The sequence below is a fragment of the Hyphomicrobium sp. genome, from assembly GCF_003987855.1.
Lineage (GTDB): Bacteria > Pseudomonadota > Alphaproteobacteria > Rhizobiales > Hyphomicrobiaceae > Hyphomicrobium_B.
The window spans coordinates 152,831-177,668 of sequence record NZ_RXIZ01000012.1; the positions used below are offsets into that span (position 1 = coordinate 152,831).

The window sequence follows — 24,838 nt, forward strand, 5'->3', positions numbered from 1 at the left end:
CGCCGCCAAGCTTCCGTCCAGGTTCCAGTTCATGCGTTGAAGACACGTGCGGCATGGCGGATGTCCGCGCTCGGCAACTTTTAGAGAGGTGAAAATGGCGGTTGAGAGAGGCGAGACGACGGGTGGGAATGAGGCAAAGGGCGCCAAACCCCATAAATTCCTTGGATCGCTCCGCGATGCCCTGATGGCGGCTGGCCGCGAGGATACCGCTGCGCCCCCGCCGCCGGCTCAGGCCCGGCCGCAAGAAGGGGTGACACCGTCGCCAACCGCTAACGAGAAGCCGCCGGCGCCTTCGCCTGCGCAAAAATCAGAAATACCGAGCGCCGAGGAGGCCGCGCGTTTGGCGCGAACCGGCCCAGAGCCGAAAATTCCAGAAGGATTTGGTCTTCCGAAGGAAGCCGACGCACCGCCCACCACACGCGTTATCCGGCCCGAGCCCAAGCTCAAGCCCAAAGAGGTCGAACCCGATGAGGCGCCGCGCACGGTTCTTGTCCGTGGCAAGCAGAAGATTGAGCACGGCGTTTTTGAACGTGATCCAGTGGTCGGATTTCTGATCGTCGTCGGCGGCCCAGGAATCGGCTCGTACCGCCCTATTTATGAGGGCAACAATACGGTCGGAAGATCGCGCGAGAATAGAATTCCGTTGGACTTCGGCGATGATGCGATTTCAAACGAAGCGCAGGCGTATCTGCGTTATGATTCAAGCGATCGCTCTTTCCTCTTCGTGCCAAATCTTGCTAAGACAAATGTCGTGTCCGTAAACGACAAGCGGCCGGCCGGTCCTGTACCGCTGCAGTCGATGGACGTCATAACCCTCGGGCGCACACAGGTCGCATTCCTGCCATTCTGCGGAAGCGACTTCGACTGGTCCGAGATTTCCGAAGCTTAAGGATCGAATGCCGCCGTTCGAGCATGCAGTCGCCGCAACGCGCGGAGCCCGCGACTATCAGGAAGATACCGCCGCCTTTCTATCCGGCGGGGATCCGATCGCCTTGTCCAACGACGGGCCCGAATACGACCGTTCGGGCTTCGCAGTCCTCGCCGATGGCATGGGCGGCCACACCGGCGGTGCCCTCGCAAGCCGCACGGTGTGTGACCACTTCCTGAAGCATGCCGTGGCCTCGACCGGCGACCTTAGCGAGCGCCTTATCTCCGCGCTGGGGGCAGCAAACGCCGCCATCGCGAGCAAAATCGTTCAAAATCCGTTGTTGTCCGGAATGGGCTCGACGCTGATCGGCGCCGCATTTAGTCCCGCAGGCGTCGAATGGGTCAGCGTTGGAGATAGTCCGCTCTTTCTTTTCCGGCGTGGCGAGCTCGCGGTTCTGAATGAAGATCACTCGCTCGCCCCCGAGCTTGAGCGCATGGTTGCGGAAGGCAAGTTGACGGCCGAGGAAGCTCGACACGATCCGCGCCGACACATGCTGCGGTCAGCCGTTACGGGCGAGGAAATAGATCTCCTTGATGTCTCGCGGCAGCCCTTGAAGCTCGAGCCGGGAGATTTCATCATCCTGGCCAGCGATGGCATCGCGACGCTGGAAACGAGCGAGGTTGCCCGCCTCGTTCAAGGCTATGCCAAAGACGGCGCCGCGGCCGTTGCAAGGGCGATCATTCGCGCCATCGAGTCGATAAAAGAGCCTTATCAGGATAACGCCACGGTTCTGGTCGTGCGCGCTGTCGGCTGACATCATTCGCGGCCACCATCATCTCAAACGCGTTTTAAATCACGTTCTCGTTCCGGGCACGGGTTCGAAAATTCGAAGCGATTTTAATGACTTATGCCGCGCGCGGGCTGACCTTACGCAAATGTATGCTGGCAGCCAGAAACTCGCAAAGAACCTTCCGTATTGACCCCACGCTGACGGTCGCAATGACCGGAAGAGATGCTAAGGAGAGACAAATGATTTCCAAGATTCTGAGCGGCGCGGTTATCGCTGGTCTTCTGATGGCCGTTTCGGCTCCCGTCGTTGCTTACGCTGACGACGCAGCTCCCAAGACCAAAGCCGACTGCAAGAAGGCCAAGGGCAAGTGGGACAAGGCAACGAAGAGCTGCACGCTCCCGAAGTAAGTTTTGCAAAAACTTGCATGACTAGAAACAGTGGGTGTCATCACCCGCTGTTTTTTTGTGCCTGGACCTTAGAAAGCTTTCCAGTCGTTAGCTGACGCGCGCATGTCGGCAGCAAGTCTGCGAATATGCAACGCCACCCGCGGCTGCTTCGACGCCAGCCTATGATAGTCCTCCCGCTGCAATTTCAGCAGACGGCACCGGGACGCTGTGATGACGGCGTCGCCGTGCAGACCATTCTCGAACATTGCGTCGACCCCGAAAACATCTCCCGCTGAATACACGTGGCGCTCGCCATTGACGAACTTCTCGAGTTTGCCCGACGCAATGAAGTACATGGCGTCTCCAGGCGCTCCCTTCTTCACCACTTCGACGTTTGGCGGCAGGTTGTGAGCCTCAAGCAGCGGCATGATTTCCGCCGCTTCTTTGGCATCCAGGCGCGCGAGCATGGGAACACGCGACATGAGCGACCACGAGATGACGAAGTCGCGCCGCTGCAATTCCTGCGCAAATCCTGTCGAGATGATCGCGACCGGTAGGGCGAGAATACAAAGGCCCGTGATCATAGTGAGGCCTCCGACGACTTTGCCGAGCGCGGTGATCGGCGTGGCGTCGCCATATCCGACAGTCGTCAAAGTTGCGATCGCCCACCACGCGGCTTCCGGCACACTTCCGAACTTCTCCGGCTGCGCATCGCCTTCGATGTAATACATGAGCGTGGCCGAAAAGAGCAGCGCCATCGCGAGCAGGAGGCCCGCCCCCGCGAGCGCCTTTCGCTCATTCGAAAGCACACGGATCAGCGTGTACATCGCCGGCGAGTACCGCGACAACTTGAGGAACCGCAACAGGCGAAGCGTTCGCAGGATTCGCAGATCGATCGGAAAGACCGCGCTCACGTAGAACGGCAGGAACGCCAAAAGGTCGATGATCAGCGCTGGCTGTCGCGCAAACTTCAAGCGGGCTTTTAAAGGTCGCGCACGGGCCAGATATGGAACTTCCACGGCGGTCCAAATCCGCAAGGCGTATTCGATCGTAAATGCCGCGACCGAAAAGATCTCGAAGTAATGGAAGAGCGTTCCCCAGTGCGCGCGCATGTTCGGCACCGTTTCCGCAACGAAGGCTGCAACGTTCAGCAGGATGAGTGCAACGATGAAGCTATCGAAGATTTTGCTGGCGGCGTCTTCTCCGTGTCCCGTCTCAATGATTTCGTAGATCCGATGGCGCAACCTCTTCTCCCCGCCGCCGAGGGGAACACTCGCAACCCGGTCAACCCGCTCTTGCACGACAACCCCTCCTTAAAGCCCCGCCTGCATCGCCACCGCGCTTCGCCGCAGTGCATCATCGTTCGCCCCTCATGCAGTGCGGTTACTCAGACCCCGCGACGTTGAGTAGACCTTGCGTACACGAGCTAAGTAAGGCATCAGCGCAGAGGTCTCGCGGGGCTCTACAAAATCTTTCAGCTGCTCCGGTTCTGAAGGTAAATTCAGGCTCCCGCCGGACCCCGTTTCGGTTAATCGTCTGTCTATAAAAAAAGATTTCTAGGAGGAATCCCCGTGACCGTGAAGTCCGACATAGAGATTGCGCGTGAAGCGAAGCTGAAGCCGATCGCCGATGTTGCGGCAAAGATCGGTGTGCCCGCAGAAGCGTTGGTCCCCTATGGTTGGACCAAGGCCAAGGTTTCTGCCGAATACATCAAGGGAATTGAGGGCAATAAGGACGGAAAGCTGATCCTCGTCACGGCGATCAGCCCGACTCCAGCCGGCGAAGGCAAGACGACGACCACGGTGGGTCTGAGCGACGGCCTCAACTACATCGGCAAAAAAGCGATTGCGGCTCTGCGCGAACCCTCCCTTGGGCCGTGCTTCGGCGTCAAGGGCGGCGCAGCGGGCGGCGGGTACGCCCAGGTCGTGCCGATGGAAGACATCAACCTGCACTTCACCGGCGATTTTCACGCCATCACCAGTGCTCACAACTTGCTTTCGGCGCTTCTCGACAACCACATTTATTGGGGCAACGCACTTGGCATCGATCAGCGCCGGGTGGCTTGGAAACGCGTTCTCGATATGAACGACCGCGCGCTCCGCTCGATCGTCAACTCGCTGGGCGGCGTGTCGAACGGCTTCCCGCGCGAGGACGGCTTTGACATCACGGTCGCGTCTGAAGTCATGGCGATCCTTTGCCTGTCGAAGGACATCAAAGATCTCGAAAACCGCTTGGGCAACATCATCGTCGCTTACACGCGCGACAAGAAGCCGGTCCGTGCGCGCGACCTGAAGGCAGACGGCGCCATGACGGTTCTCCTGAAGGATGCGCTGCAACCGAACTTGGTTCAGACACTCGAGAACAACCCCGTCTTTATCCACGGCGGCCCGTTCGCAAACATCGCTCACGGATGCAACTCGGTTCTTGCGACGAAGACGGCGATGAAGCTCGCCGACTACGTCGTCACGGAAGCAGGTTTTGGCGCTGATCTCGGCGCCGAAAAATTCTTCGACATCAAGTGCCGCAAGGCCGGCATCGCGCCGTCCGCCGTCGTCATCGTCGCCACCGTCCGCGCATTGAAGATGCACGGCGGCGTCGCCAAGGACGATCTCAAGGCAGAAAATCCCGCAGCTGTCGCCAAGGGCTGCGAGAACCTCAAGCGTCACATCGAGAACGTGAACAAGTTTGGCGTTCCGGCCGTCGTTGCCGTCAACAAGTTCATCACGGACACCGATGCCGAGATCGCCGAGGTTCAGAAGGCGGCGGAGAGCATGGGCACGAAAGCCTTCCTGTGCACGCACTGGGCCGATGGCGGCAAAGGCACCGAAGCTCTCGCCAACCACGTCGTGAAGGTGATCGACGAAGGCAAGGCCAACTTCAAGCCGCTATACCCCGATGATATGAAGCTGCGCGACAAGGTGAAGACCATCGCAACGGAGATCTATCGCGCCGCCGACATCTCGTGCGATTCCAGCGTCGAAACGCAGTTCAAGGACCTTGAAGCTGCAGGCTTTGGACATTTGCCGGTCTGCATGGCGAAGACGCAGTACTCGTTCTCGACCGATCCCTCCAAGCGCGGAGCACCGACGGGCCACATCGTGCCGATTCGCGAACTGAGGTTGTCCGCAGGAGCCGAGTTCGTGGTCGTCGTAACCGGCGAGATCATGACGATGCCGGGCCTTCCCAAGGTTCCGTCCGCAGATTCGATCCGCTTGGACGACAAAGGTCAGATCCAAGGGCTGTTCTAATCGCTCGATCAACTACGAACCCTGATACATATCAGCTATTCGGGGCAGGCCGTTCCAGGGCCTGCCCCGCTTCTGTTAGAGGCCGCTCATTAGGGTCGGAAACTTCTGAAAAGCGACATGCGCGTCCTCGCCATCCTGGCCACCAGCTGTTTCGTCAGCTCGATGTCGATGCGGATCGTCGATCCTGTCGTTCTCGAGATCTCCCGGGACCTTCACGTCGATACCGCGGCCGTCGCGATGCTGGCATCGCTCTATGCTTTTCCCTACGCTTTCGCTCAGCCATTTCTGGGAGCGTTCGGCGATGCCTTCGGCAAGGCGCTCATCATCAAGATCTCTCTGGCAATACTGGCAGCATGCTTGTTTGCTTCTGCGCTCGCCCCGACGCTTGGGCTTCTGGCGCTATCGAGACTTGTGGGTGGGGCGGCAGCGGGCGGTATCATCCCTCTGGCGTTCGCCATCGTCGGTGATCGGTTTCCCATGGCAGAGAGGCAGCTTGCGCTCTCCCGGGTGCTGACGGCGATCATCGCGGGCCAGCTCACCGGTTCTATCGGATCAGGGTTCGTCGCCTCGTATTTCGGTTGGCGGGCGGCGACGATGGCAGCCACGGGAGTGACGGTTGCGGCGTTCTTAGTGACTTTATGGCAATTGCATCCCAACGCCGGCGTACATCGCAGCACGCCAAATACTCGCGAGTTCATTGCCGGCTATCGGACGGTTTTTGCCAATCCGCGTTCGGTCGTCTGTTTTTCTGCTGTCTTCGTCGAGGGGATCGTAATCTTCGGATTATTCCCCTTCGTCGCGGTCCTGTTGGAACAGCGAGGCGCCGGCGGCCTTCGAGAAGCGGGCTTCGTGCTCGCGGGTTTCGGTCTAGGCGGTTTCGTTTATACGGCTTTCGTCCGCATCATGCTCGGCCGCCTCGGCCTCTACAGGTTAATTATGGCGGGTGGCATTGTTTCGGGACTTGGCCTCGCCCTCCTCAGCCTCGGCACATCCTGGCCAATCGAGATGGCGATCTTCATGATCGTCGGCGTCGGCTTCTATATGATCCATAATTCGCTTCAGACCCAGCGACGGAGCTGGCGCCATCGAACCGCGGCTCCGCCGTCGCGGCACACGCGTTTTTCGTGTTCGTCGGACAGGCGTTCGGGCCACCCGTTTACAGCTTGGGCCTGACAGCGCTCGGAACGGTTGGAATGCTGCTATCAGCCGGAATCGCGATGGGCATTCTCGGCATTGCTACGGCGTGGGCACTGAAATCTCGGTCCGCACTTCCCGCCCCGCGCACTTCCGATCCCGCCGAGGCATGATCTTCGTTATCTGCCGAAATTTTATGCTGCACCGAGAGGAGGCTGCATATTTCCGAAGCAAATTGATGCTGTTGTGAATACGTAGGTGCAGCAATTCCTGGCTTTGCGTAAAGTGGCCTAGGGTTTGCGATGACAGCCCAAAAGACGGTCACGGGAGGGAAGGTTTGGTCGCGCCATTCGACGAAATGAACGGCTTCGGCGGTGAGGTTCGCGCCCCCTATAAGGCATTTGCCGAATGGCTCGGCATTCAACATCTCGATACCCTTCGCCAGAAGACCGCAGAGGCCGAAGTTCTCTTCCGGCGCTCAGGAATTACGTTTGCGGTCTACGGTGCCGAAGAAGCCAGCGAGCGCCTCATCCCCTTCGACATCCTCCCCCGCATCATATCCGCCGAGGAATGGCGCCGGCTCGAGCTTGGAATTGAGCAGCGTGTCCGTGCGCTGAATGCCTTCCTATACGATATCTATCATCGGCAGGAGATCTTGAAGGCAGGCAAGATCCCTGAGGAGCTCGTCATCCAGAACTCTGCCTTTCTGCCCGAGATGATCGGCGTCGACCCGCCCCGTGGCATCTACAGCCACATCATCGGCGTCGATCTCGTGCGCACGGGCGAAAACGACTTCATGGTTCTCGAGGACAACACGCGGACCCCGTCCGGCGTCTCCTATATGCTCGAGAACCGCGAGACGATGATGCATCTCTTTCCGGATCTCTTCAGCCGGAACCGGGTGCGGCCGGTCGAAAACTATCCCGACGCCCTGCTCAAGACGCTCGAAAGCGTCGCCCCGAGCAACCTCGACGCCGAACCCACAATCGCGCTCTTGACCCCCGGCATCTATAATAGCGCCTACTTCGAACACTCCTTCCTTGCCGACCAGATGGGCGTCGATCTGGTGGAAAGCTCCGATCTCGTTGTCATCGATGGTTCGCTACGAATGAAGACCACCGAGGGTCTGAAGCGAGTTGACGTTTTGTATCGCCGCGTCGACGACGATTTTCTCGATCCGCTCGTTTTCGAGCCGACCTCGCTGCTCGGCGTGCCCGGAATTTTCGATGTCTATCGCTCTGGCCGCGTGACGATCGTCAACGCACCGGGTGCCGGCATTGCTGACGACAAGGCGATCTACAGCTACATCCCGGCGATCATCGAATTCTACACTGGCAAGGCTCCGATCCTTGCCAACGTGGAAACGTACAGTTGTCGCGAGCCCGACAGCCTCAAGTACGTCCTCGATCATCTGGGCGAGCTGGTCGTGAAGGAAGTCCATGGTTCAGGTGGCTACGGGATGCTTGTCGGTCCGAAATCGACCAGCGAGCAGATCGAAGCCTTTCGTGCCAAGCTCCTTGCCAACCCCAAGAACTATATCGCCCAGCCGACGCTTTCGCTGTCGACCTGCCCGACCTTGGCGGATACGAGCGTTGCGCCTCGGCACCTCGATTTACGTCCCTTCGTGCTGATCGGCGACCAAGTGCGGCTGATGCCCGGTGGGTTGACGCGCGTCGCCCTGAAGAAGGGCTCGTTGGTCGTCAACTCCAGTCAGGGAGGCGGCACCAAGGACACCTGGGTGCTGCAGGAATAGCTTCGGAATGCTTGGACGTACCGCAAACGACCTCTATTGGCTGTCGCGCTATATCGAGCGCGCAGAAAACATGGCCCGCCTCCTCGAGGTCGGCTACCGCATCGTGCTGCTTCCGCGCGAAGGCGAGGGCTTCCACGAGGAATGGCGCTCGACGCTCGAAAGCGCGGGATGCTTGCATGGTTATGTTCAGCGTCACGGCGAGCTCATTTCGCAGAACGTGATTGATTACATGCTGTTCGACACCGCCAACCCGTCGAGCGTCGCGTCCTGCCTTGCCGCCGCCCGCCGCAACGGTAGGGCGCAGCGGACGGCGCTGACGCGCGAGATGTGGGAAAGCTTGAACAGCTCATGGCTGGAGTTTTCAGCCATTCGACCATCCGCGGTTACCTCGAACTCGCTACCGGAACTTCTCGACTGGGTGAGGTCCCGCTCCGCTCTCTATCGTGGCGCGATGCTGAATACGATCCTGCGCAACGACACGTTCTATTTCAGCCAAGTGGGGACGTTTATCGAGCGCGCCGACAGCACTGCCCGCATTTTGGATGTCAAATACTACCATCTGCTGCCCTCGAGCGAGATGGTCGGAGGCGAAAAGGACAACTACCAGTGGGCGGCGTTGTTGCGATCGGTATCGGCGCACCGCAGTTACCGCTGGGTCTTCAAGGACCACTACCGCCCGTTGAAGATCGCGGATTTCATGATCCTCAACCGCCAGATGCCGCGTTCGCTCCGCTCCTGCTACGACGAGCTCTCGGCGGCGCTAAGGGACTTGGCGGTTCTCTACGGCGTTCGTCACGACTGCCAGACCACAGCGGAATCCACTCGAGATCTTTTGCTCGAGGCCGACATCCAAAACATCTTCCAATCGGGCCTCCACGAGTTCGTGCAGGAGTTCATCGCCCGCAATAACAAACTTGGTAACGAGATCTCCGCCGCATATCACTTCACCGATTGAGGTGCCGAAGATGCGTATTTCGATTGGGCATGTATCGCGTTACGTCTACAGCGAGCCGACGAAGTATTCCATTCTGTCCCTGCGTCTCACGCCTCCCTCGTTCCAGGGTCAGCGCGTTGTCGAATGGCGGGTTAGCGCTCCGGGCATAGAGGGTGTGAAGCCCTTCCGCGACGGCTTCGGCAATATGGTTCATCTGGCGAGCTGTACGCAGGAGCACTCCGAGTCGCTTGTTATCGCCAAAGGCGTCGTCGAGACGGAGGACCGGGCAGGTATCGTCAGAGGCCTGGCTGAGCCCGCGCCGCTGCGCGTTTATCGGCGCGTAACCTCGCGGACGATCGCCACCGATGCCATTCGCGACTTACAGCGAGAGTCTGGGGCGAAGGCCGACATCCGCGGAATGCATAACCTGATGCACGCCGTACGTGACGCGATCGAGTACGAGATCGGCGCTACGAGCGCCCACACGACCGCCGATGAAGCTTTGCGGGAAGGCAAAGGTGTCTGCCAGGATCACGCGCACGTGTTCATCGCGGCGGCGAGATCGTTGGGCCTCGCTTCTCGCTATGTCAGCGGATATGTGCTCACCGGCGCCAACGAGCCGTCCGACGCTAACCATGCCTGGGCGGAAGTTTGGCTCGACGGATTGGGGTGGGTGGGATTCGACCCAGCCAACCGCGTCTGCCCGACGGAGACGTATGTGCGCCTCGCCACCGGCCTGGATTCAACCTATGCGGCCCCTATTCGCGGCTCCCGCCGGGGAATTGCGAACGAAGAGCTTGACGTCATCGTCGAAGTTCAGCAGCAGAGCAGCCAGCAACAATAACAGCCTGGCGGCGCTGGAGACGATTGTATGACATACGCGGTAGCATTCCGTCTTGAGGGCGGACTGGTGTTCGCGGCCGACACGCGGACGAACGCGGGCGTCGACAATATTGCTCAATACAAGAAGCTGCAGGTTTGGCGCCAGCCTGGTGACCGCGTTTTCGTGATGCTGAGCGCCGGCAACCTCGCCGCAACACAGGCCGTCATCAGCTTGTTGAACGAACACCTGGTCGCTGATCCGGAGGAGGATTTTCCCACTCTTTATAACGCCCCGAACATGTATCGCGCCGCCCGTGTCGTCGGGGATGCCGTCCGCGAAGCGCGCCGCATCGATGGCGCCGCACTGGAAGCAAGCAAGCTCGGGTTCAATACCAATTTCATTTTCGGCGGCCAGATAAAGGGCGAACGCCCCCGCCTCTTCCAGATCTACCCGGAAGGCAATTTCATCGAGGCCACCGACGACACGCCTTTCTTCCAGATTGGCGAGCACAAGTACGGCAAGCCGATCCTTGACCGCGTCGCGCGTTCCGACATGCGCCTGGGTGAAGCTGCAAAGCTTATCTTGCTCTCATTCGATTCCACATTGCGGTCGAACCTTTCGGTTGGCATGCCGATCGATCTCGTCATCTACGAGCGCGACACCTTCGATGTGACGCGCGAGAAGCGCATCAGTGCCGACGATGAGTATTTCCGGAAACTCTCCGGCTCGTGGTCAGACGCTCTGCGCCAAGCGTTTTCGAAGATCGAGGAATTCGACGTCTGATAGAGCGCGCCTACAACTCCTGACGCCAAACAGCCGGATGCTGCAGGCCAGCAAAACTGCGCGGCGTCTTCGCCAGTGCACGTTAAGCTGAAACTGCCATCTCGCTTCTCGCGCCCACTTAAGCTTAGATAGTTCTATGAAGCATCGTTGGGCGCTGGAAGGACAGGATGGGTCTCCCCACGCTTAAAGAGTACCTTGCGAACTGGACGCTGGAGGGCCGCACGCGCGGCCAGGTTGCGGACACCGTTTCCGCGCTTGCCGACGCCAGCGTACGCCTTTCCGAGATCATAGGCCGAGGAAGCCTGGACAACCGGCTCGGACGCGTGGTCGCGCGCACAGGCGATTTCGACGAGCAAAAAGAGATCGATGTTCTTGCGAACGGCATCATCGTCGATGCCTTGAGAGATGCGCCGGTCGCCGCGCTAGCCTCCGAAGAGGCGGCAATGCCGATTTCCCTTACCAAGGATGCGCCGCTTCTTGTTGCAACCGATCCCCTCGATGGATCGTCGAACGTCGATGCGAATGTCTCGGTTGGCACGATTTTCTCGGTTCTGCCGCGCCACCCCTCATCCGAGGGCGAGGCAGCGTTCCTCCGGCCTGGCGCGCATCAGCTTGCGGCGGGGTTCTTCGTTTACGGTCCTCAGACCGTACTCGCGCTGACCGTCGGCCACGGCACCCAGATTTTCACGCTCGATCGGGCTCACGGCGTTTACCATCTCACCACTAGGAACGTTGCCATTCCGACCGAGGCGAACGAATACGCGATCAATGGTTCCAACGCGCGTCACTGGGACGAACCGATCCGCATATATATTCACGACTGCGAGAACGGAGAGAACGGGCCGCGCGGCCACGATTTCAACATGCGCTGGACGGGATCCCCGGTCGCGGACGTATTCCGCATCCTGACTCGTGGCGGCATTTACCTTTATCCCGGAGATCGCCGAAAAGGCTTCCATCAAGGGCGAATTCGCCTCATGTATGAAGCCAATCCGTTAAGCTGGATCGTTGAGCAAGCGGGCGGTCGGGCGACAACGGGCCGAGACCGCATTCTTGACGTCGTGCCTAGCGCATTGCATCAGAAGACACCGTTGATATGCGGATCTCGCGATGAGGTTGATCGCGTCATGCGCATCTACAGCGGCCAAGAATTCAAGGGTGAGCGCTCTCCGCTCTTCGGCCGCCGGGGCCTGTTCAGAGCATTGCCGTGACCTCAGAGTCTTAACAGAAGCACGGCGAGCCTTATCAATGTCGATCAAGCATCCGATCATCTCGGTCACCGGTTCCTCCGGCGCGGGAACAACGTCGGTGAAGCAGACCTTCGACACCATTTTCCGGCGTGAACACGTCAAAGCCGCCTTCGTCCAAGGCGACGCTTTCCATCGCTATGATCGTTGCGGCATGGAAAAGGCAATGAAGGCCGCGGCCAAGCGCGGCAATCACAACTTTAGTCATTTCGGTATCGAGGCGAACCTCATCGAAGAGCTGGAAACGCTTTTCCAGACGTACGCCGAGAACGGGAAAGGACTTTACCGGCACTACATTCACGACGAAACGGAAGCTCGGACTTTCGGAACGCCGATTGGCTCTTTCACGCCGTGGGAAGAGGTGGAGCCCGACACCGACCTCCTCCTCTATGAAGGGCTGCACGGCGCCGTGGTCACTGGCGAGCACGATGTGGCGCGCCATGCGGATCTTAAAATCGGCGTCGTCCCCGTGATCAACCTCGAATGGATTCAGAAAATCCAGCGCGATCGCTCGGAGCGTGGCTACACGACAGAGGAAGTCACGCAATCGATTCTGCGCCGCATGCCCGATTATGTGCAGTACATCTGCCCGCAATTCACCCAGACGGACATCAACTTCCAGCGCATACCGACTGTCGATACGTCGAACCCGTTCATCGCGCGCTGGATCCCCACTCCCGACGAATCGATGGTGATCATTCGGTTCAAGGAACCACGAGGCATAGACTTCGCGTACTTGCTTTCGATGTTGCACGACAGCTTCATGTCGCGGGCCAACTCCATCGTTATTCCGGGGTCAAAGCTTGATCTCGCCATGCAACTCATCTTGACACCGCTCATCCTGCAGCTCGTTGAACGCCGCCGCCGCGTTATCTGAACGAACAGTCGAAAGGTTATCCGTGTCTCGCCCGCTCCTGATCGCTCCATCAATTCTTTCTGCCGATTTCAGCAAGCTCGGCGAAGAGATCAGAACCGTCGACGCCGCCGGTGCCGATTGGATCCACTGCGATGTGATGGACGGGCACTTCGTGCCGAACATCACTTACGGCGCTCCTGTGATCAAAGCTGTTCGCGGCACATCGAAGAAAATCTTCGACGTGCATCTGATGATTGCACCCGTTGATCCCTATCTCGGCGATTTTGCAGCAGCGGGCGCCGACATCATTACCGTTCACGCCGAAGCGGGGCCCCATCTCGATCGTTCTCTTCAGGCGATCCGCGCGCTCGGCAAAAAAGCGGGCGTCTCGTTAAATCCCTCAACCCCCGAGAACGTCATCGAGTATGTTCTTGATCGCCTCGATCTCATTCTCCTCATGAGCGTCAATCCCGGATTTGGCGGGCAGTCGTTCATTCCCGCCGTCGTCGACAAAATCAGGCGGGTCAAGGCACTCGTCGGCTCTCGGCCAATCGATATTGAAGTCGACGGAGGGGTGACGCCGGAAACCGCTCGGCTTGTCGCGGAAGCGGGTGCAAACGTCCTCGTCGCGGGTTCCGCGGTATTCAAGGGCGGAACTGAAGCGAGCTATCGCGCTAATATCGAAGCAATACGCCGTGCGGCCACATCAAAGGCTTAGGCGGACGACCTTTGCTTTAGCGCGCCCGGCATCGTATCTCGGCGGATCATGACGATCCAACGCTTCGCCGCTCCGCTACCCATAGATGAGGTGCTCGACGACGTTCGCGCTGCGCTCCGCACGAACGGGACAGCCGTACTCGTTGCGGCGCCTGGTGCGGGTAAGACGACGCGCGTACCTCTGGCACTGCTCGAAGAGCCGTGGCGCGGAAATCAAAAGATCATCGTTCTTGAGCCTCGACGCCTTGCCGCTCGCGCCGCAGCCGAACGCATGGCGGCAACGCTCGGCAGTACCCTTGGCCGCGAAATTGGCCTGCGCGCGCGTCTTGCTTCGCAAACAGGCCCGGGTGTCGCCGTCGAAGTCGTAACGGAAGGCGTTTTCACGCGCATGATTCTCGATGATCCCGAATTGAAGGGGGTCGCGGCCATTCTATTCGATGAGTTCCATGAGCGCTCGCTGGATGCCGACTTGGGCCTCGCGTTCGCACTTGATTCCCGCGCAGGTCTTCGACCTGATCTGAAGATCCTGGTGATGTCGGCTACGCTCAACGCGAGCGTCGTTTCGAAAATTCTCGGCGATGCTCCCGTAATCGAAAGCGAAGGGCGCACCTTTCCGATCGAAACGCGATATGTTGGCCGCACCGGTCGCTTAGACGACGACATGACAACCGCAATTCGGCGCGCGGTCGCAAATGACACGGGATCAATCCTCGCGTTCCTGCCGGGGCAGGGTGAAATCGCGCGCGTTGCTGATCGCATTGCCGAGCTTTCGTTGCCCGCGAATGTTGAGGTCGTTCCGCTCTTTGGCGGACTAGACGCAGCTGCTCAGGATCGCGCGATTTCGCCGGCCGCCAATGGTAGACGCAAAATCGTGCTCGCGACATCAATCGCGGAAACGTCGATTACCATTGAAGGTGTGCGCGTTGTGATCGACAGCGGCGTCGCTCGCGTGCCGCGCTTCGAACCTGACATCGGCATCACGCGGCTTGAAACCGTGCGCGTATCCAAAGCGTCGGCTGACCAACGTCGTGGTCGCGCGGGACGAACGGAGCCGGGCGTCTGCTACCGACTTTGGGACGAACCGGAGACCCAGGGCTTGTTGCCTTTCGTGGAGCCCGAGATCCGCTCCGCCGATCTATCGGGCCTGCTTTTGGACTGCGCGGATTGGGGAACACATGATCCGCGGTCGCTTTCCTGGCTCGATCCCCCCGCCGATGGCGCACTGGCGGCCGCCCGAACCGAACTCGAGACGATCGGTGCCTTGAGCACCCAGGGCCGGCTCACCGATGAGGGCCGGCGAATACGCTCGCTTCCTCTCCCGCCGCGCTTGGCGCGGATGGTTTGGAAGGCCGGTGACTATGGGCGTGCGCCGTTGGCCGCTGAGATCGCCGCGATCTTGGTAGAAAGAGGTCTTGGCGGAAACGACGTCGATCTGTCCGTTCGTCTCGAGAATTTTCGTCGTGACCGATCACGGCGCTCCGATGGAATGCGCGCGCTCGCACGGCAATGGGCGCGAGCTGTAGAGAATAAGAACGGACAAGCACGCGATGTGTCGGCGTCCGAACTTCTCGCCCTCGCCTACCCAGACCGCATCGCAAAGAACCGAGGAAAGCGGGGAAGCTTTCTTCTTGTAAGCGGCCGCGCCGGTCAGATGGACGACACTCAGCATCTCGCCTCGGCGCCGTATATCGTTGCGGCCGAGCTGCAAGGGCGGGCCGCCTCAACGCGCATTCTCCTCGCGGCCGCTATCGATGAAAGTGAAATTGAATTGATCTCGTCCGGCCGCATTGAGACGCGGGACGAAATCGTGTTCGACAAAGACGCGCGCGCATTAAGAGCACGTCGCGTACGCAGTCTCGGCGCGATAATCATGAAGTCCGAAGCCCGACAATTGACCAGCAGTGAAGATGCTGCCGATATTTTGGCGGAAGGCATCGCGAGCCTCGGAGTAGCTTCGCTGCCTTGGTCGAAAGCGCAACAGCAGCTCCGGAATCGAGTAGCTTTCCTCCGCCGAGGCGACAAAGCATGGCCAGATCTTTCCGACCAAGCTCTTGAGGCTTCGATCACGCAATGGCTCTCACCATTTCTTGTCGGAAAAACGCGCGCAGCCGACGTCGATGTGGAACTGCTCGAACACGCTCTTGCTGCAATTCTCCCAAGGCAATTGCGTCTTCGGCTCGATGAAGAAGCTCCAACGCACTTTACAGCTCCGACCGGCAATCACCATGCGCTAGATTACGAAGCCGAAGATGCTCCGGCTCTGCATATACGCGTCCAAGAGCTATTTGGACTGAAGGATCACCCGACCATTGCAAGAGGCCGTTTGCCTCTGACGCTGCATCTTCTCTCTCCTGCTCAGCGTCCTATTCAGATCACTCGTGATCTACCGGGCTTTTGGGATGGATCGTGGCGCGAGGTGAGGGCTGATATGCGCGGGCAGTATCCCAAGCACCCTTGGCCCGACGATCCCGCGGCTGCGTCGCCGACCACACGCGCCAAACCGCGCAAAGCGTGATCATTGTTTCTGCTTCACGCAGCGAAATATTGTCCGAGCGCCTCATTTACGGGCGGGATCGATGACAAGCCTTATCTCTTGTCTAAGTCCAACAGGTCTACGACCAAAGTCGTGTTTGTTGGCACATACCTTCGGGAGTTAAGTGCAATTTATGCGTACGTTTGCCGCACATAGTGGCTCTCGGGCGTGAACGTCAGGATCCGCTGAGCAGATCTTGGCGGCTTTCCGGAGGTTATATTGTCTGTGCCAGCGCACATCTTGATCGTCGACGACCACCCACTCTTTGTTGAAGCACTTCAAAGGGCAATTTCTACAGCATTTCCTGGCACTGTCGCTCACTCAGCGATATCGATCGAAGCCGCAAAGACTGAGCTCGGTAGCGGAACACCGTTCGATATCGTCCTGCTTGATCTTGCGCTCCCCGGTGTGCGCGGCTTTGATGGCCTGCTGGAATTGCGCACCCTGCATCCGCGCATGCCGATCGTTGTGGTTTCGGCATTGGAAGATCCACGCATCGTCCAGGATGTGATGCGTTATGGAGCCGCCGGATTTATATCGAAGTCAGCGGATCGCACCGAGATTGCGGAAGCGATCAAGGACGTACTGGAAGGATCTCTGACGCTTCCAAAGGGCTATCAGCCTCCTGAAGTTCAGACCTCGGAAACGCGCAGCGATCTAGCGCGACGTTTGAGGACACTGACGCCGAAGCAACTCAGCGTCTTGAGAATGTTGCGCCAGGGCTTATTGAACAAGCAAATCGCCCACGAACTGCAGATCGAAGAGACAACCGTAAAGGCACATGTGTCGGAGATTCTTCGTAAACTGAATGTCTCTTCGCGTACACAAGCCGTCATCGAAGCGCAAAAGCTGGACTTCAGCATTATCCTCGGTGAGGCGAACGGCAGCTGACGCTCGCCTTAACCGATGAGATGCTTCATCAGCGCGCGCAACTCGCCGGGGCGGACCGGTTTCAAGAGCAGCTCGCAGTTGAGCTTTTGTGCCGCTTCCGCTGCGGACTCGGTCTGATCCGCAGTGATCAAGACTGCAGGGATATCGGCCGTCAGTCGGCTTCGAACGCGCTGAACCACGTCGAAACCAAAAACGCCGTCGTCCAAGTGGTGATCGGCAAGAATGATCGCGGGTCGAAATGTAGGATCGGCAAGGATATCGTCGACATCCTCAAGATCACGCGCTGGTCGAACATCGACGCCCCACCGCAGCAGAAGTGTCTGCATGGCGCCGAGGACGGTCAGGTCATCATCGACGATGATCGCCTGCTTGGCTCCGAAGAAGCTCGTGACATCGTTGGTGCTGTTCCGGCGAACTTTCGCAGTCTCGGGTGCTGACGTGGACGGCGCCAGTACGGAAAATCGCGACCCATGTCCCTCGATTGACCGCAGCACCAGTTGATGCCCGAGCGCGTCCACCATGCGCCGCACGATCGCTAGGCCCAGTCCGAACCCGGCGGCCCCGGCGCGCTCCGATGCCGTTCCGCGCTGAAACTCCTCGAAGATGTGATGTTGCTCCTGGAGCGGGATGCCGGGACCCGTATCCCAAACCTCGATCACAACTTCGCTGCCACGCGCCCGCGCAGCCAGCAGCACGCCTCCACTGTCCGTGTAGTGAGCAGCATTTGCCAGCAGGTTCTGCAGAATACGGCGCAACATCAGCGGGTCGGAACTGACGGCAAGCTCGGTCGGCCGCCAGCGAAACCGAAGACCCTTCCTTCTCGTCACCGGCTCTAGACTGTTGGCAAGCTGCTCGAAGATGGCCCCGAGCGATACATGCTGAACGTTCGGCACGAACACGCCGGCTTCGAGTTTGGAGATGTCGAGAATGCTCGTGAGCAGTTCTTCGATGCTGACGAGAGCGGTTGAAATGTTCTGCGCGAGCTTCTTCTGGTCAGCATCGCTCTGCGCTTCCGTGAGTTCAGAGAGCGTGAGTCGCGCAGCATGCAACGGCTGCAATAGATCGTGGCCGACAGAAGTGAAGAAGCGGGTTTTGAAGACGTTTGCGCGCTCAGCCTCATCACGTGCTTCACTCAGTTCGAGGTTCGTCTGAGCGAGCTTTGTCAGCGCGAAATTTAGCTCTTCCGTCCGTCGTCGAATTTGCGCTTCTTGATTGATTGCCGTTTGGAACAAAGAGAATGACGTAGCCTGTTGATCCATGGAACGTTCAACACGCCTCATGAGCGCCGCGTTGATCTTTCTCAGCTTATCGACGACCCGCCGTAGATCGGTTTGTCGTGACAGCGGATAATCCGACAGGTCGTCTTCATCATTCATGGCGGCGAAGTCTTGGCAGGTGGCTTTGAGAACGCAATGCCCGTTAGTGTTTGATTGAGATGCATGGCGTTGAACTGCTCTCCGTAAGTGTGAAAGCCGGCGAGCCCATAGCGCTCATAGATTTCTTCGACTTTATGGCGAAGCTGCCCGGTTTCGGCATCGAGGCGCCTGAGAATACAATCGAAACCGAGCACGAAGTCGATGCCACCGAGATCGGCATCAATTTGCTTCAACGTTTCCAACGTCGACTGCACCATATCACGCGGCCGGCCGACCGTGAAAACCAGACCTTCGTCGATGGCACAAAAGAACGACAGGCTGCCGTCTGGGTTCATGTTCCGGATCGCCCGACCGTAGTATTCCCCGCCGACCTTCACGACGAGGGGATAGGCAGCAAAACTCATCGGCCCGAGGTCTTCGACGGGAACGCCGATAGTGGAAGCGTATTCGCTTGCTGCCGGTTCGGCATTGAGGTCGTAGACGATGCGGTTCTCGTTATCGGCGGCCGTCACAACGAGCTTGATGGGTGTCGGCTCGAAATTCTGCGTCTTGAAAACGCGGAACGGCGTCGCCGTCTCGATGACGAAAAGGATGGCTCCGCCGCGAATGAGCTCGCCGCGATGAATAAGCGCTGTTTTATGGAACGCCAGTCCATCTCCGGCGGATCCGCCGAGAAGCTCCATGTCATCGAGCGACCAATGCAGCGCCGCGGTCAACGGCTCCTCTCGGTCGGAAAGTCCGTCGACGAGCACGAGCGCGAAAATGTTCTCCTTTGCCGCTCGCGAAACGCCGGTGATCATCTGCACTCTCAACCGGCGGGCGATTTCAGAGGCGCGCTCTACGCCACCTTTGGCGATGTCCGGGATGACTTCGCTCATGACGCGAAAGCCGATCTCAGGAAATGCGATGAGCACAATGCCGTCCTGCGTCATGCCGAGAGGCCCGACCTCGCCAGCAGTGCTGCAGCCCGAAAAGGTGACGTCGGGAAAATTTTCTTTGAGGGCCGCGATCAGAGCGTTTGGCTCATGCCGTGTCGAAAAGAAAACAAGGATATGTTGAAATACACCATCCGCGAGTTCCGCTCGTGCAGCGCAGATTGCGTCCTCAGTAGAAAGTGTACTCGCTACCACGCGAATGCCGCAGGCGGCACGAGTGGATTTCGTTGGCATGTAAACTCGGCTTTCTCGGTCGCTCAGCGACGCGAGCGGCTTAAATGATGACTACCATGCCGAATTTGCCATACCGATGTCGGCCGGACAACGGCCGCATCTGTGCAATTCATAATGTGAACGCGTTTCAACATCTCAAATTTGTAACAATAAAAAAGCCCCGGCCGACTGGCCGGGGCAAGATTTGGAGGAGGCGAGGAATTAGCAATCCAGCGTGTTGGCGCGTTCCCAATCCGTGAAGTGCGAGGCGTAGGAATTCCAGTTTTCAGTCTTGAGTTTGATGTATGCGGCGGAGAAGTCATTACCGAGCGCGGACTTGAGCTCCGTGTCCTTATCGAACGCGCGGATCGCGTCGAGCAGGTTCAGAGGCAGGCGCGGCGCGTCTTTGATGGTATGTCCAAGTTGATACATGTCGATGTCGAGACGCTTGCCAGGATCGGCGTTGGTGCGAATGCCGTCGAGTCCGGCGGCGATGATGACGGCCTGCAAGAGATATGGGTTGGCGGCACCGTCCGGAAGACGGAGCTCGAAACGGCCCTTGCCCGGAACGCGAACCATGTGCGTGCGGTTGTTGCCCGTCCAAGTCACCGAGTTCGGCGACCACGTCGCGCCAGAAATCGTTCGCGGAGCATTGATGCGTTTATAGGAGTTGACAGTCGGGTTGGTGATCGCTGCGAGCGCTTCGGCGTGCTTCATGATTCCGCCGAGGAAGTTGTAGCCCTGCTTCGAAAGGCCCATCTCCTCCGACGCATCATAGAACATGTTGGTCTTGCCGTCTTTGTCCCAGACGGAGATGTGAGCGTGGCAGCCGTTGCCCGTCAGGCCGGCAAAGGGCTTCGGCATGAATGTCGCGCGCAGGCCGTGTTTCTCCGCAATCGAGCGGGCCATGAACTTGAAGAATGAATGGCGGTCGGCGGTGATCAGCGCGTCATCGAAGTTCCAGTTCATCTCGAACTGGCCGTTGGCGTCCTCGTGATCGTTTTGGTAAGGCCCCCACCCGAGTTCAAGCATCGCATCGCAGATCTCGGCGATCACATCGTAACGGCGCATGAGCGCCTGTTGATCGTAGCAAGGCTTCGACGCGTTATCCTTGTCGTCGGAGATTTCCGTTCCCTCGGGCGAGATCAGGAAGAACTCGCACTCGACGCCCGTCTTGATGTAAAGGCCAAGCTCTGCGGCTTCCGCCATCAGCTTCTTGAGAACCACGCGCGGGGCTTGACCAACGTGCTTTTCTTCCATCACGCAGTCTGCAGCGACCCAGGCAACATCCTTCTTCCAGGGGAGCTGGATGACGGCTGCAGGATCCGGCATCGCGAAGAGATCGGGATGGGCTGGCGTCATATCCAGCCAAGTCGCAAATCCGGCAAAGCCCGCGCCGTCTTTTTGCATGTCGGCGATCGCTGATGCCGGCACAAGCTTGGCACGCTGAGACCCGAAGAGGTCGGTGTAAGAAATCATGAAGTAGCGAATGCCGCGCTCTTTAGCGAGCTGAGCGAGATCCTGGGCCATGCTGTCGTTCCTCAACACTTCTGTTTCATTCTGTATTGGTGCGGTTGTGCAAAAAAAGGGGCGGCTTAAAAGCCGCCCGATCCATTGACTCCCGGGATCCATGACGTTCCGGCGAGCGGAACGCGGGCCATTGCGGCTGCTTCGATCGTCAGCGCGCAAAGATCTTCAGGTTCAAGGTTATGAATATTGTTGTGTCCCGCCGCCCGCGCGATCGTCTGCACTTCAAGCGTCATGACCTTGAGATAGTTTGCGAGGCGGCGCCCTGCGCGCACCGGATCGAGCCGCTTCGACAGCTCCGGGTCCTGCGTCGTGATGCCGGCAGGATCGCGACCTTCATGCCAGTCATCGTAGCAGCCGGCGCGCGTGCCAAGCTTCGCATATTCCGCATCGAGTGCCGGATCGTTGTCGCCGAGGGCTGCCAAGGCGGCGATGCCGATGGAAACAGCGTCCGCGCCGAGAGCCAGCGCCTTGGCGACGTCTGCGCCGTTGCGAATGCCACCCGAAACGATGAGCTGCACTTTACGGTGCATTCCGAGATCTTGAAGCGACTGCACAGCCGGACGAATGCAGGCTAGCGTCGGCAAGCCCACGTGCTCGATGAAGACCTCCTGCGTGGCGGCGGTGCCGCCCTGCATGCCGTCGAGCACGATGACATCGGCGCCTGCTTTGACCGCCAGCGCGATATCGTAATAAGGCCGCGTCCCGCCAACCTTCACATAGATCGGCTTCTCCCAATTCGTGATCTCGCGCAGTTCCAAAATCTTGATTTCGAGATCATCAGGGCCCGTCCAATCGGGATGACGGCAAGCGGAGCGCTGGTCGATGCCTTTCGGCAGGTTACGCATCTCGGCGACACGATCGGAAATCTTTTGGCCGAGCAGCATGCCGCCGCCGCCGGGTTTCGCACCCTGGCCGACCACGATTTCGATAGCGTCTGCTTTGCGCAGGTCGTCCGGATTCATGCCGTATCGCGACGGCAGATATTGATAGACGAGCGTCTTGGACTGTCCGCGCTCCTCAGGCGTCATGCCGCCGTCGCCGGTGGTCGTTGACGTGCCGGCGATCGATGCGCCGCGGCCAAGCGCTTCCTTAGCGTTCGCAGATAGAGCGCCGAAGCTCATGCCTGCGATCGTGATCGGGATTTTGAGCTCGATTGGCTTCTTGGCGAAGCGCGTGCCGAGCGTGACGGTCGTGCTGCACTTCTCGCGGTATCCCTCGAGAGGATAGCGTGAGACAGATGCACCAAGAAACAGCAGGTCATCGAAATGCGGGACGCGCCGTTTCGCGCCGCCGCCGCGGATGTCGTAGATGCCGGTCGCGGAAGCGCGCCGGATTTCCGATAGCGTGTAATCGTCGAACGTCGCCGACGGGCGCGGCGTTGTAAGAGGGATTTTTGGCGACATCAGTATGCGTCCGCGTTGTCGATGTTGAAATTATAGAGCTTGCGGGCGGAGCCATACCGCCGGAATTCACTCGGCTTGGCATCTGTGATGCCAGCGCCTTCGAGAAGCTTTGACAAGGCTTCGTGATGTTCGGGCCGCATCTCTTTCTCGATGCAGTCGGCGCCGAGGCTCTTCACTTTGCCACGTACAAAAAGCTGCGCTTCATAGATGGAATCGCCAAGCGCATCTCCCGCGTCGCCGAGCACGACCAGGTGGCCGGACTGAGCCATGAAAGCCGACATATGGCCGATATTGCCTTTGACGACGATATCGATGCCCTTCATCGAGATGCCGCATCTTGACGATGCGTTGCCCTCGATGACGAGAAGTCCGCCCCGTCCGGTAGCGCCCGCGTACTGGCTGGCATCGCCCTTGATGACGACCTTTCCGGACATCATGTTTTCAGCAACGCCAGGCCCGGCCGAGCCGTGTACAGTGACCGACGCCTTCTTGTTCATGCCGGCGCAGTAGTAACCGACGCTGCCGCGAACATCGACTTCGATCGGTGCATCGATGCCGACGGCGATGGCGTGACCGCCGCGCGGATTGAGCACTTCCCAATGAGCTTCATTGGCACCGTCCTTCTGACGGTGCAGTGCTTCGTTAAGTTCGCGCAACGGACTCTTAGCGAGATCGAACGTACGCATGAGTTCCCCAATTAGCTGCTGCATCAGCGTTGCCAGAAATAGACGGTTGCGGGTTCAGGCTCCCAGACCTTCGCCTTATCAATTCCAGGCAGACCAGCGAGCGCGCGATATTCCGAGCCGAATGCGACGTAGTCGTCGGTTTCGGCCATGACGGCAGGTTTGCAGGCGATCGGATCGCGAACGACGCCGAACCCTTCTTTGGTGCCAACAACGAAGTTAAAGAACCCGTCGAGGTCATCAAGGCTCTTCTCGAGCGCCTGTCCGAGATCCATGCCCTGCTTCATGCGCCAGGTCAGGTAGGAGGCCGCGACTTCGGTGTCATTTTCAGTGTTGAAGGTCATGCCATCGCGGATCAGCTCACGACGAAGACTTGCATGGTTCGACAGCGATCCGTTGTGAACGAGGCATTCGTCCGCGCCCGTGGAGAACGGATGGGCGCCGAGCGTCGTCACGGCCGATTCCGTTGCCATGCGCGTATGGCCGATCGCGTGCGTTCCCGACATATGGGCGAGGTCGAAGCGCTTCGCGACTTCCGTCGGATAACCCACTTCCTTGTAGATCTCGATGTTTTCTCCCGTGGCCATAATACGAATGGTCGGGAATTCGGTAGCCAACATTGCCTTCGCGTCGTCGATGCTTTCGGAAGGAACGCTGAGGACCGCATGCGTGTCGTGAAGCGACAGCTTTCCATCCAATTTCGTGTTCTTGGCCAATGCTGCTTTGAGCTTGGCAAAGTCTTCGGATGCCTTGGCGGATTGGAGCGTGATTTTCGTCCGGCCGTCTTCTGCAGCGCCGTAGATTGCAAAGCCTGCTGAATCGGGACCGCGTTCGCACATGGTCGAAAGCATGCCCGAAAGGAGCTCACCGAGCTGCGGCTCCATTTTTGGATTTTTTAGGAATAGTCCGACGATGCCGCACATAACTGATGTCTCCTGACCGGGCGACGAAGGAATGGTCAGACATTATTCTGGGCGCGACACCCTGTCAACTCAGAAGAAAGAAGATTTCTTTAAAAGAAAGCTTTTGATCACGGCCGAGGGTAGATGATGATCGAAAGATAGCTCATCGGCGCTTCGATCAGGCGTGCAGGTCCGTGCGGCGCTGCACTGTCGAAGAGGATCGCATCTCCGGCGCGCAGATGATAACTGCGGTCGGCGTGGGCATATTCCACTTCGCCCGAAAGCATAAAAATGAACTCGACACCTTCGTGCTGAAAACCGGTGTACGCGACAGCGTCGTCGGAGAGCGTGATCAAGTAGGGTTCGACGACAACGGGACCATCGAGAGAATGGCCGAGGAGCTGATATTGATGGCCGACTTTCGTGCCGCGCCGACGGATAACGACACCCTCGCCCGACTTCACATACGAGCAGTCTCGACGCTGCTCAAACGACGCAAATAGCACTGTCAACGGCACGTTCAGCGCCGATGCCAGCAGCTGCAAAGTGCTGAGGGATGGCGAGATCTGCCCGTTCTCAATCTTGGAAAGCATCCCCGGCGAGATCTGCGATGCCGCCGCCAGCTCGGCCACCGTCAAGCCGGTGTGCTTGCGATGATGACGGACCTGATGGCCGATTGCCTGCTCGAGGGTATGCTCCGCCGCGCCGGGTGCATTTGATCCGGTGGCGAGAGGCTCGGGCTCAAGAACGTCGACGGGAGTTTTGCGCGTCTTGTCTGTCATGCAAGCTTTCCGCCGGAACGGCGGTTGAAATGCGATCAATAAAAAATCAGG

General features: G+C 58.9%; 22 protein-coding genes. 14 read left to right on the top strand and 8 right to left on the bottom strand.

Annotation, left to right across the window (positions count from 1 at the left end; all coding sequences use genetic code 11):
* Window positions 1-94: 94 nt before the first annotated feature.
* The 3 genes from EKK30_RS10795 (at window position 95) to EKK30_RS10805 (ending at window position 2,065) form a co-directional block, all read left to right on the top strand.
* Window positions 95-889, top strand: a complete 795-nt coding sequence (locus EKK30_RS10795) for an FHA domain-containing protein (RefSeq protein WP_290984524.1) — start codon at window positions 95-97, stop codon at window positions 887-889.
* 7 nt (window positions 890-896) lie between these two features.
* Window positions 897-1,682 carry a protein phosphatase 2C domain-containing protein gene (locus EKK30_RS10800; protein WP_290984527.1) on the top strand — a complete coding sequence of 262 codons (786 nt, stop codon included), beginning with the start codon at window positions 897-899 and terminating at the stop codon, window positions 1,680-1,682.
* A gap of 215 nt (window positions 1,683-1,897) precedes the next feature.
* Window positions 1,898-2,065, top strand: coding sequence for a hypothetical protein (locus tag EKK30_RS10805; protein ID WP_290984530.1), 168 nt, complete (start codon window positions 1,898-1,900; stop codon window positions 2,063-2,065).
* 68 nt (window positions 2,066-2,133) lie between these two features.
* Here the strand turns inward: EKK30_RS10805 and EKK30_RS10810 are convergent, their stop codons facing one another.
* Window positions 2,134-3,345 carry a cyclic nucleotide-gated ion channel gene (locus EKK30_RS10810; RefSeq protein WP_290984533.1) on the bottom strand — a complete coding sequence of 404 codons (1,212 nt, stop codon included), beginning with the start codon at window positions 3,343-3,345 and terminating at the stop codon, window positions 2,134-2,136.
* Window positions 3,346-3,615: 270 nt separating this feature from the next.
* Between EKK30_RS10810 and EKK30_RS10815 the strand changes: the two genes are divergently transcribed.
* The 11 genes from EKK30_RS10815 to EKK30_RS10865 all read left to right on the top strand — a co-directional run bounded on the left by EKK30_RS10815 (window position 3,616) and on the right by EKK30_RS10865 (window position 16,963).
* Entirely contained in the window at window positions 3,616-5,292 is a 1,677-nt protein-coding gene (locus tag EKK30_RS10815; RefSeq protein ID WP_290984536.1) for a formate--tetrahydrofolate ligase, read from the top strand.
* Window positions 5,293-5,409: 117 nt separating this feature from the next.
* Window positions 5,410-6,465, top strand: a complete 1,056-nt coding sequence (locus EKK30_RS10820; RefSeq protein WP_290984539.1) for an MFS transporter — start codon at window positions 5,410-5,412, stop codon at window positions 6,463-6,465.
* Between the two features lie 319 nt (window positions 6,466-6,784).
* Window positions 6,785-8,179 (top strand): circularly permuted type 2 ATP-grasp protein, encoded by a 1,395-nt coding sequence (locus EKK30_RS10825; RefSeq protein WP_290984796.1) that lies wholly within the window; start codon window positions 6,785-6,787, stop codon window positions 8,177-8,179.
* 7 nt (window positions 8,180-8,186) lie between these two features.
* Window positions 8,187-9,134, top strand: a complete 948-nt coding sequence (locus tag EKK30_RS10830) for an alpha-E domain-containing protein (RefSeq protein WP_290984542.1) — start codon at window positions 8,187-8,189, stop codon at window positions 9,132-9,134.
* A 10-nt stretch (window positions 9,135-9,144) separates the two neighbouring features.
* The gene (locus EKK30_RS10835) at window positions 9,145-9,957 is read left to right on the top strand and encodes a transglutaminase family protein (RefSeq protein ID WP_290984545.1); all 813 of its coding nucleotides are present in this window, start codon (window positions 9,145-9,147) and stop codon (window positions 9,955-9,957) included.
* A 27-nt stretch (window positions 9,958-9,984) separates the two neighbouring features.
* Entirely contained in the window at window positions 9,985-10,719 is a 735-nt protein-coding gene (locus tag EKK30_RS10840; protein WP_290984548.1) for a proteasome-type protease, read from the top strand.
* A gap of 167 nt (window positions 10,720-10,886) precedes the next feature.
* Window positions 10,887-11,930 (top strand): class 1 fructose-bisphosphatase, encoded by a 1,044-nt coding sequence (locus EKK30_RS10845; protein ID WP_290984551.1) that lies wholly within the window; start codon window positions 10,887-10,889, stop codon window positions 11,928-11,930.
* 37 nt (window positions 11,931-11,967) lie between these two features.
* Entirely contained in the window at window positions 11,968-12,843 is an 876-nt protein-coding gene (locus EKK30_RS10850; RefSeq protein ID WP_290984554.1) for a phosphoribulokinase, read from the top strand.
* 22 nt (window positions 12,844-12,865) lie between these two features.
* Window positions 12,866-13,540, top strand: coding sequence for a ribulose-phosphate 3-epimerase (rpe, locus tag EKK30_RS10855; RefSeq protein ID WP_290984556.1), 675 nt, complete (start codon window positions 12,866-12,868; stop codon window positions 13,538-13,540).
* 48 nt (window positions 13,541-13,588) lie between these two features.
* On the top strand, window positions 13,589-16,054 hold the full coding sequence (gene hrpB, locus EKK30_RS10860; protein ID WP_290984560.1) for an ATP-dependent helicase HrpB: 2,466 nt from the start codon (window positions 13,589-13,591) through the stop codon (window positions 16,052-16,054).
* A gap of 237 nt (window positions 16,055-16,291) precedes the next feature.
* Window positions 16,292-16,963: a response regulator transcription factor gene (locus EKK30_RS10865; protein WP_290984563.1), complete on the top strand. Its 672-nt coding sequence runs from the start codon at window positions 16,292-16,294 to the stop codon at window positions 16,961-16,963.
* An 8-nt stretch (window positions 16,964-16,971) separates the two neighbouring features.
* Here the strand turns inward: EKK30_RS10865 and EKK30_RS10870 are convergent, their stop codons facing one another.
* The 7 genes from EKK30_RS10870 to EKK30_RS10900 all read right to left on the bottom strand — a co-directional run bounded on the left by EKK30_RS10870 (window position 16,972) and on the right by EKK30_RS10900 (window position 24,787).
* Entirely contained in the window at window positions 16,972-18,339 is a 1,368-nt protein-coding gene (locus EKK30_RS10870; RefSeq protein WP_290984566.1) for a hybrid sensor histidine kinase/response regulator, read from the bottom strand.
* Window positions 18,336-19,508, bottom strand: coding sequence for an FIST N-terminal domain-containing protein (locus EKK30_RS10875; protein WP_290984569.1), 1,173 nt, complete (start codon window positions 19,506-19,508; stop codon window positions 18,336-18,338). The genes EKK30_RS10870 and EKK30_RS10875 overlap by 4 nt, the downstream gene beginning before the upstream one ends.
* A gap of 201 nt (window positions 19,509-19,709) precedes the next feature.
* Window positions 19,710-21,017: a type III glutamate--ammonia ligase gene (gene glnT, locus EKK30_RS10880; RefSeq protein ID WP_290984572.1), complete on the bottom strand. Its 1,308-nt coding sequence runs from the start codon at window positions 21,015-21,017 to the stop codon at window positions 19,710-19,712.
* A 65-nt stretch (window positions 21,018-21,082) separates the two neighbouring features.
* Window positions 21,083-22,420, bottom strand: a complete 1,338-nt coding sequence (locus EKK30_RS10885) for an FMN-binding glutamate synthase family protein (RefSeq protein WP_290984575.1) — start codon at window positions 22,418-22,420, stop codon at window positions 21,083-21,085.
* On the bottom strand, window positions 22,420-23,106 hold the full coding sequence (locus tag EKK30_RS10890) for a GXGXG domain-containing protein (RefSeq protein WP_290984799.1): 687 nt from the start codon (window positions 23,104-23,106) through the stop codon (window positions 22,420-22,422). The genes EKK30_RS10885 and EKK30_RS10890 overlap by 1 nt, the downstream gene beginning before the upstream one ends.
* 23 nt (window positions 23,107-23,129) lie before the next feature.
* Entirely contained in the window at window positions 23,130-24,026 is an 897-nt protein-coding gene (locus tag EKK30_RS10895) for a glutamine amidotransferase family protein (protein WP_290984578.1), read from the bottom strand.
* A 107-nt stretch (window positions 24,027-24,133) separates the two neighbouring features.
* Window positions 24,134-24,787 (bottom strand): XRE family transcriptional regulator, encoded by a 654-nt coding sequence (locus tag EKK30_RS10900; RefSeq protein ID WP_290984581.1) that lies wholly within the window; start codon window positions 24,785-24,787, stop codon window positions 24,134-24,136.
* Window positions 24,788-24,838: the final 51 nt, after the last annotated feature.

Coding starts and splice junctions, on each gene's coding strand:
- EKK30_RS10840 (WP_290984548.1), top strand. CDS start 9,985: ATGACATACGCGGTAGCATTCCGTCTTGAGGGCGGACTGGTGTTCGCG.
- EKK30_RS10895 (WP_290984578.1), bottom strand. CDS start 24,026: ATGTGCGGCATCGTCGGACTATTCCTAAAAAATCCAAAAATGGAGCCG.
- glnT (WP_290984572.1), bottom strand. CDS start 21,017: ATGGCCCAGGATCTCGCTCAGCTCGCTAAAGAGCGCGGCATTCGCTAC.
- EKK30_RS10885 (WP_290984575.1), bottom strand. CDS start 22,420: ATGTCGCCAAAAATCCCTCTTACAACGCCGCGCCCGTCGGCGACGTTC.
- EKK30_RS10830 (WP_290984542.1), top strand. CDS start 8,187: ATGCTTGGACGTACCGCAAACGACCTCTATTGGCTGTCGCGCTATATC.
- EKK30_RS10825 (WP_290984796.1), top strand. CDS start 6,785: ATGAACGGCTTCGGCGGTGAGGTTCGCGCCCCCTATAAGGCATTTGCC.
- EKK30_RS10890 (WP_290984799.1), bottom strand. CDS start 23,106: ATGCGTACGTTCGATCTCGCTAAGAGTCCGTTGCGCGAACTTAACGAA.
- EKK30_RS10870 (WP_290984566.1), bottom strand. CDS start 18,339: ATGAATGATGAAGACGACCTGTCGGATTATCCGCTGTCACGACAAACC.
- EKK30_RS10835 (WP_290984545.1), top strand. CDS start 9,145: ATGCGTATTTCGATTGGGCATGTATCGCGTTACGTCTACAGCGAGCCG.
- EKK30_RS10875 (WP_290984569.1), bottom strand. CDS start 19,508: ATGCCAACGAAATCCACTCGTGCCGCCTGCGGCATTCGCGTGGTAGCG.
- EKK30_RS10845 (WP_290984551.1), top strand. CDS start 10,887: ATGGGTCTCCCCACGCTTAAAGAGTACCTTGCGAACTGGACGCTGGAG.
- EKK30_RS10820 (WP_290984539.1), top strand. CDS start 5,410: ATGCGCGTCCTCGCCATCCTGGCCACCAGCTGTTTCGTCAGCTCGATG.
- EKK30_RS10795 (WP_290984524.1), top strand. CDS start 95: ATGGCGGTTGAGAGAGGCGAGACGACGGGTGGGAATGAGGCAAAGGGC.
- hrpB (WP_290984560.1), top strand. CDS start 13,589: ATGACGATCCAACGCTTCGCCGCTCCGCTACCCATAGATGAGGTGCTC.
- EKK30_RS10805 (WP_290984530.1), top strand. CDS start 1,898: ATGATTTCCAAGATTCTGAGCGGCGCGGTTATCGCTGGTCTTCTGATG.
- EKK30_RS10850 (WP_290984554.1), top strand. CDS start 11,968: ATGTCGATCAAGCATCCGATCATCTCGGTCACCGGTTCCTCCGGCGCG.
- EKK30_RS10800 (WP_290984527.1), top strand. CDS start 897: ATGCCGCCGTTCGAGCATGCAGTCGCCGCAACGCGCGGAGCCCGCGAC.
- EKK30_RS10900 (WP_290984581.1), bottom strand. CDS start 24,787: ATGACAGACAAGACGCGCAAAACTCCCGTCGACGTTCTTGAGCCCGAG.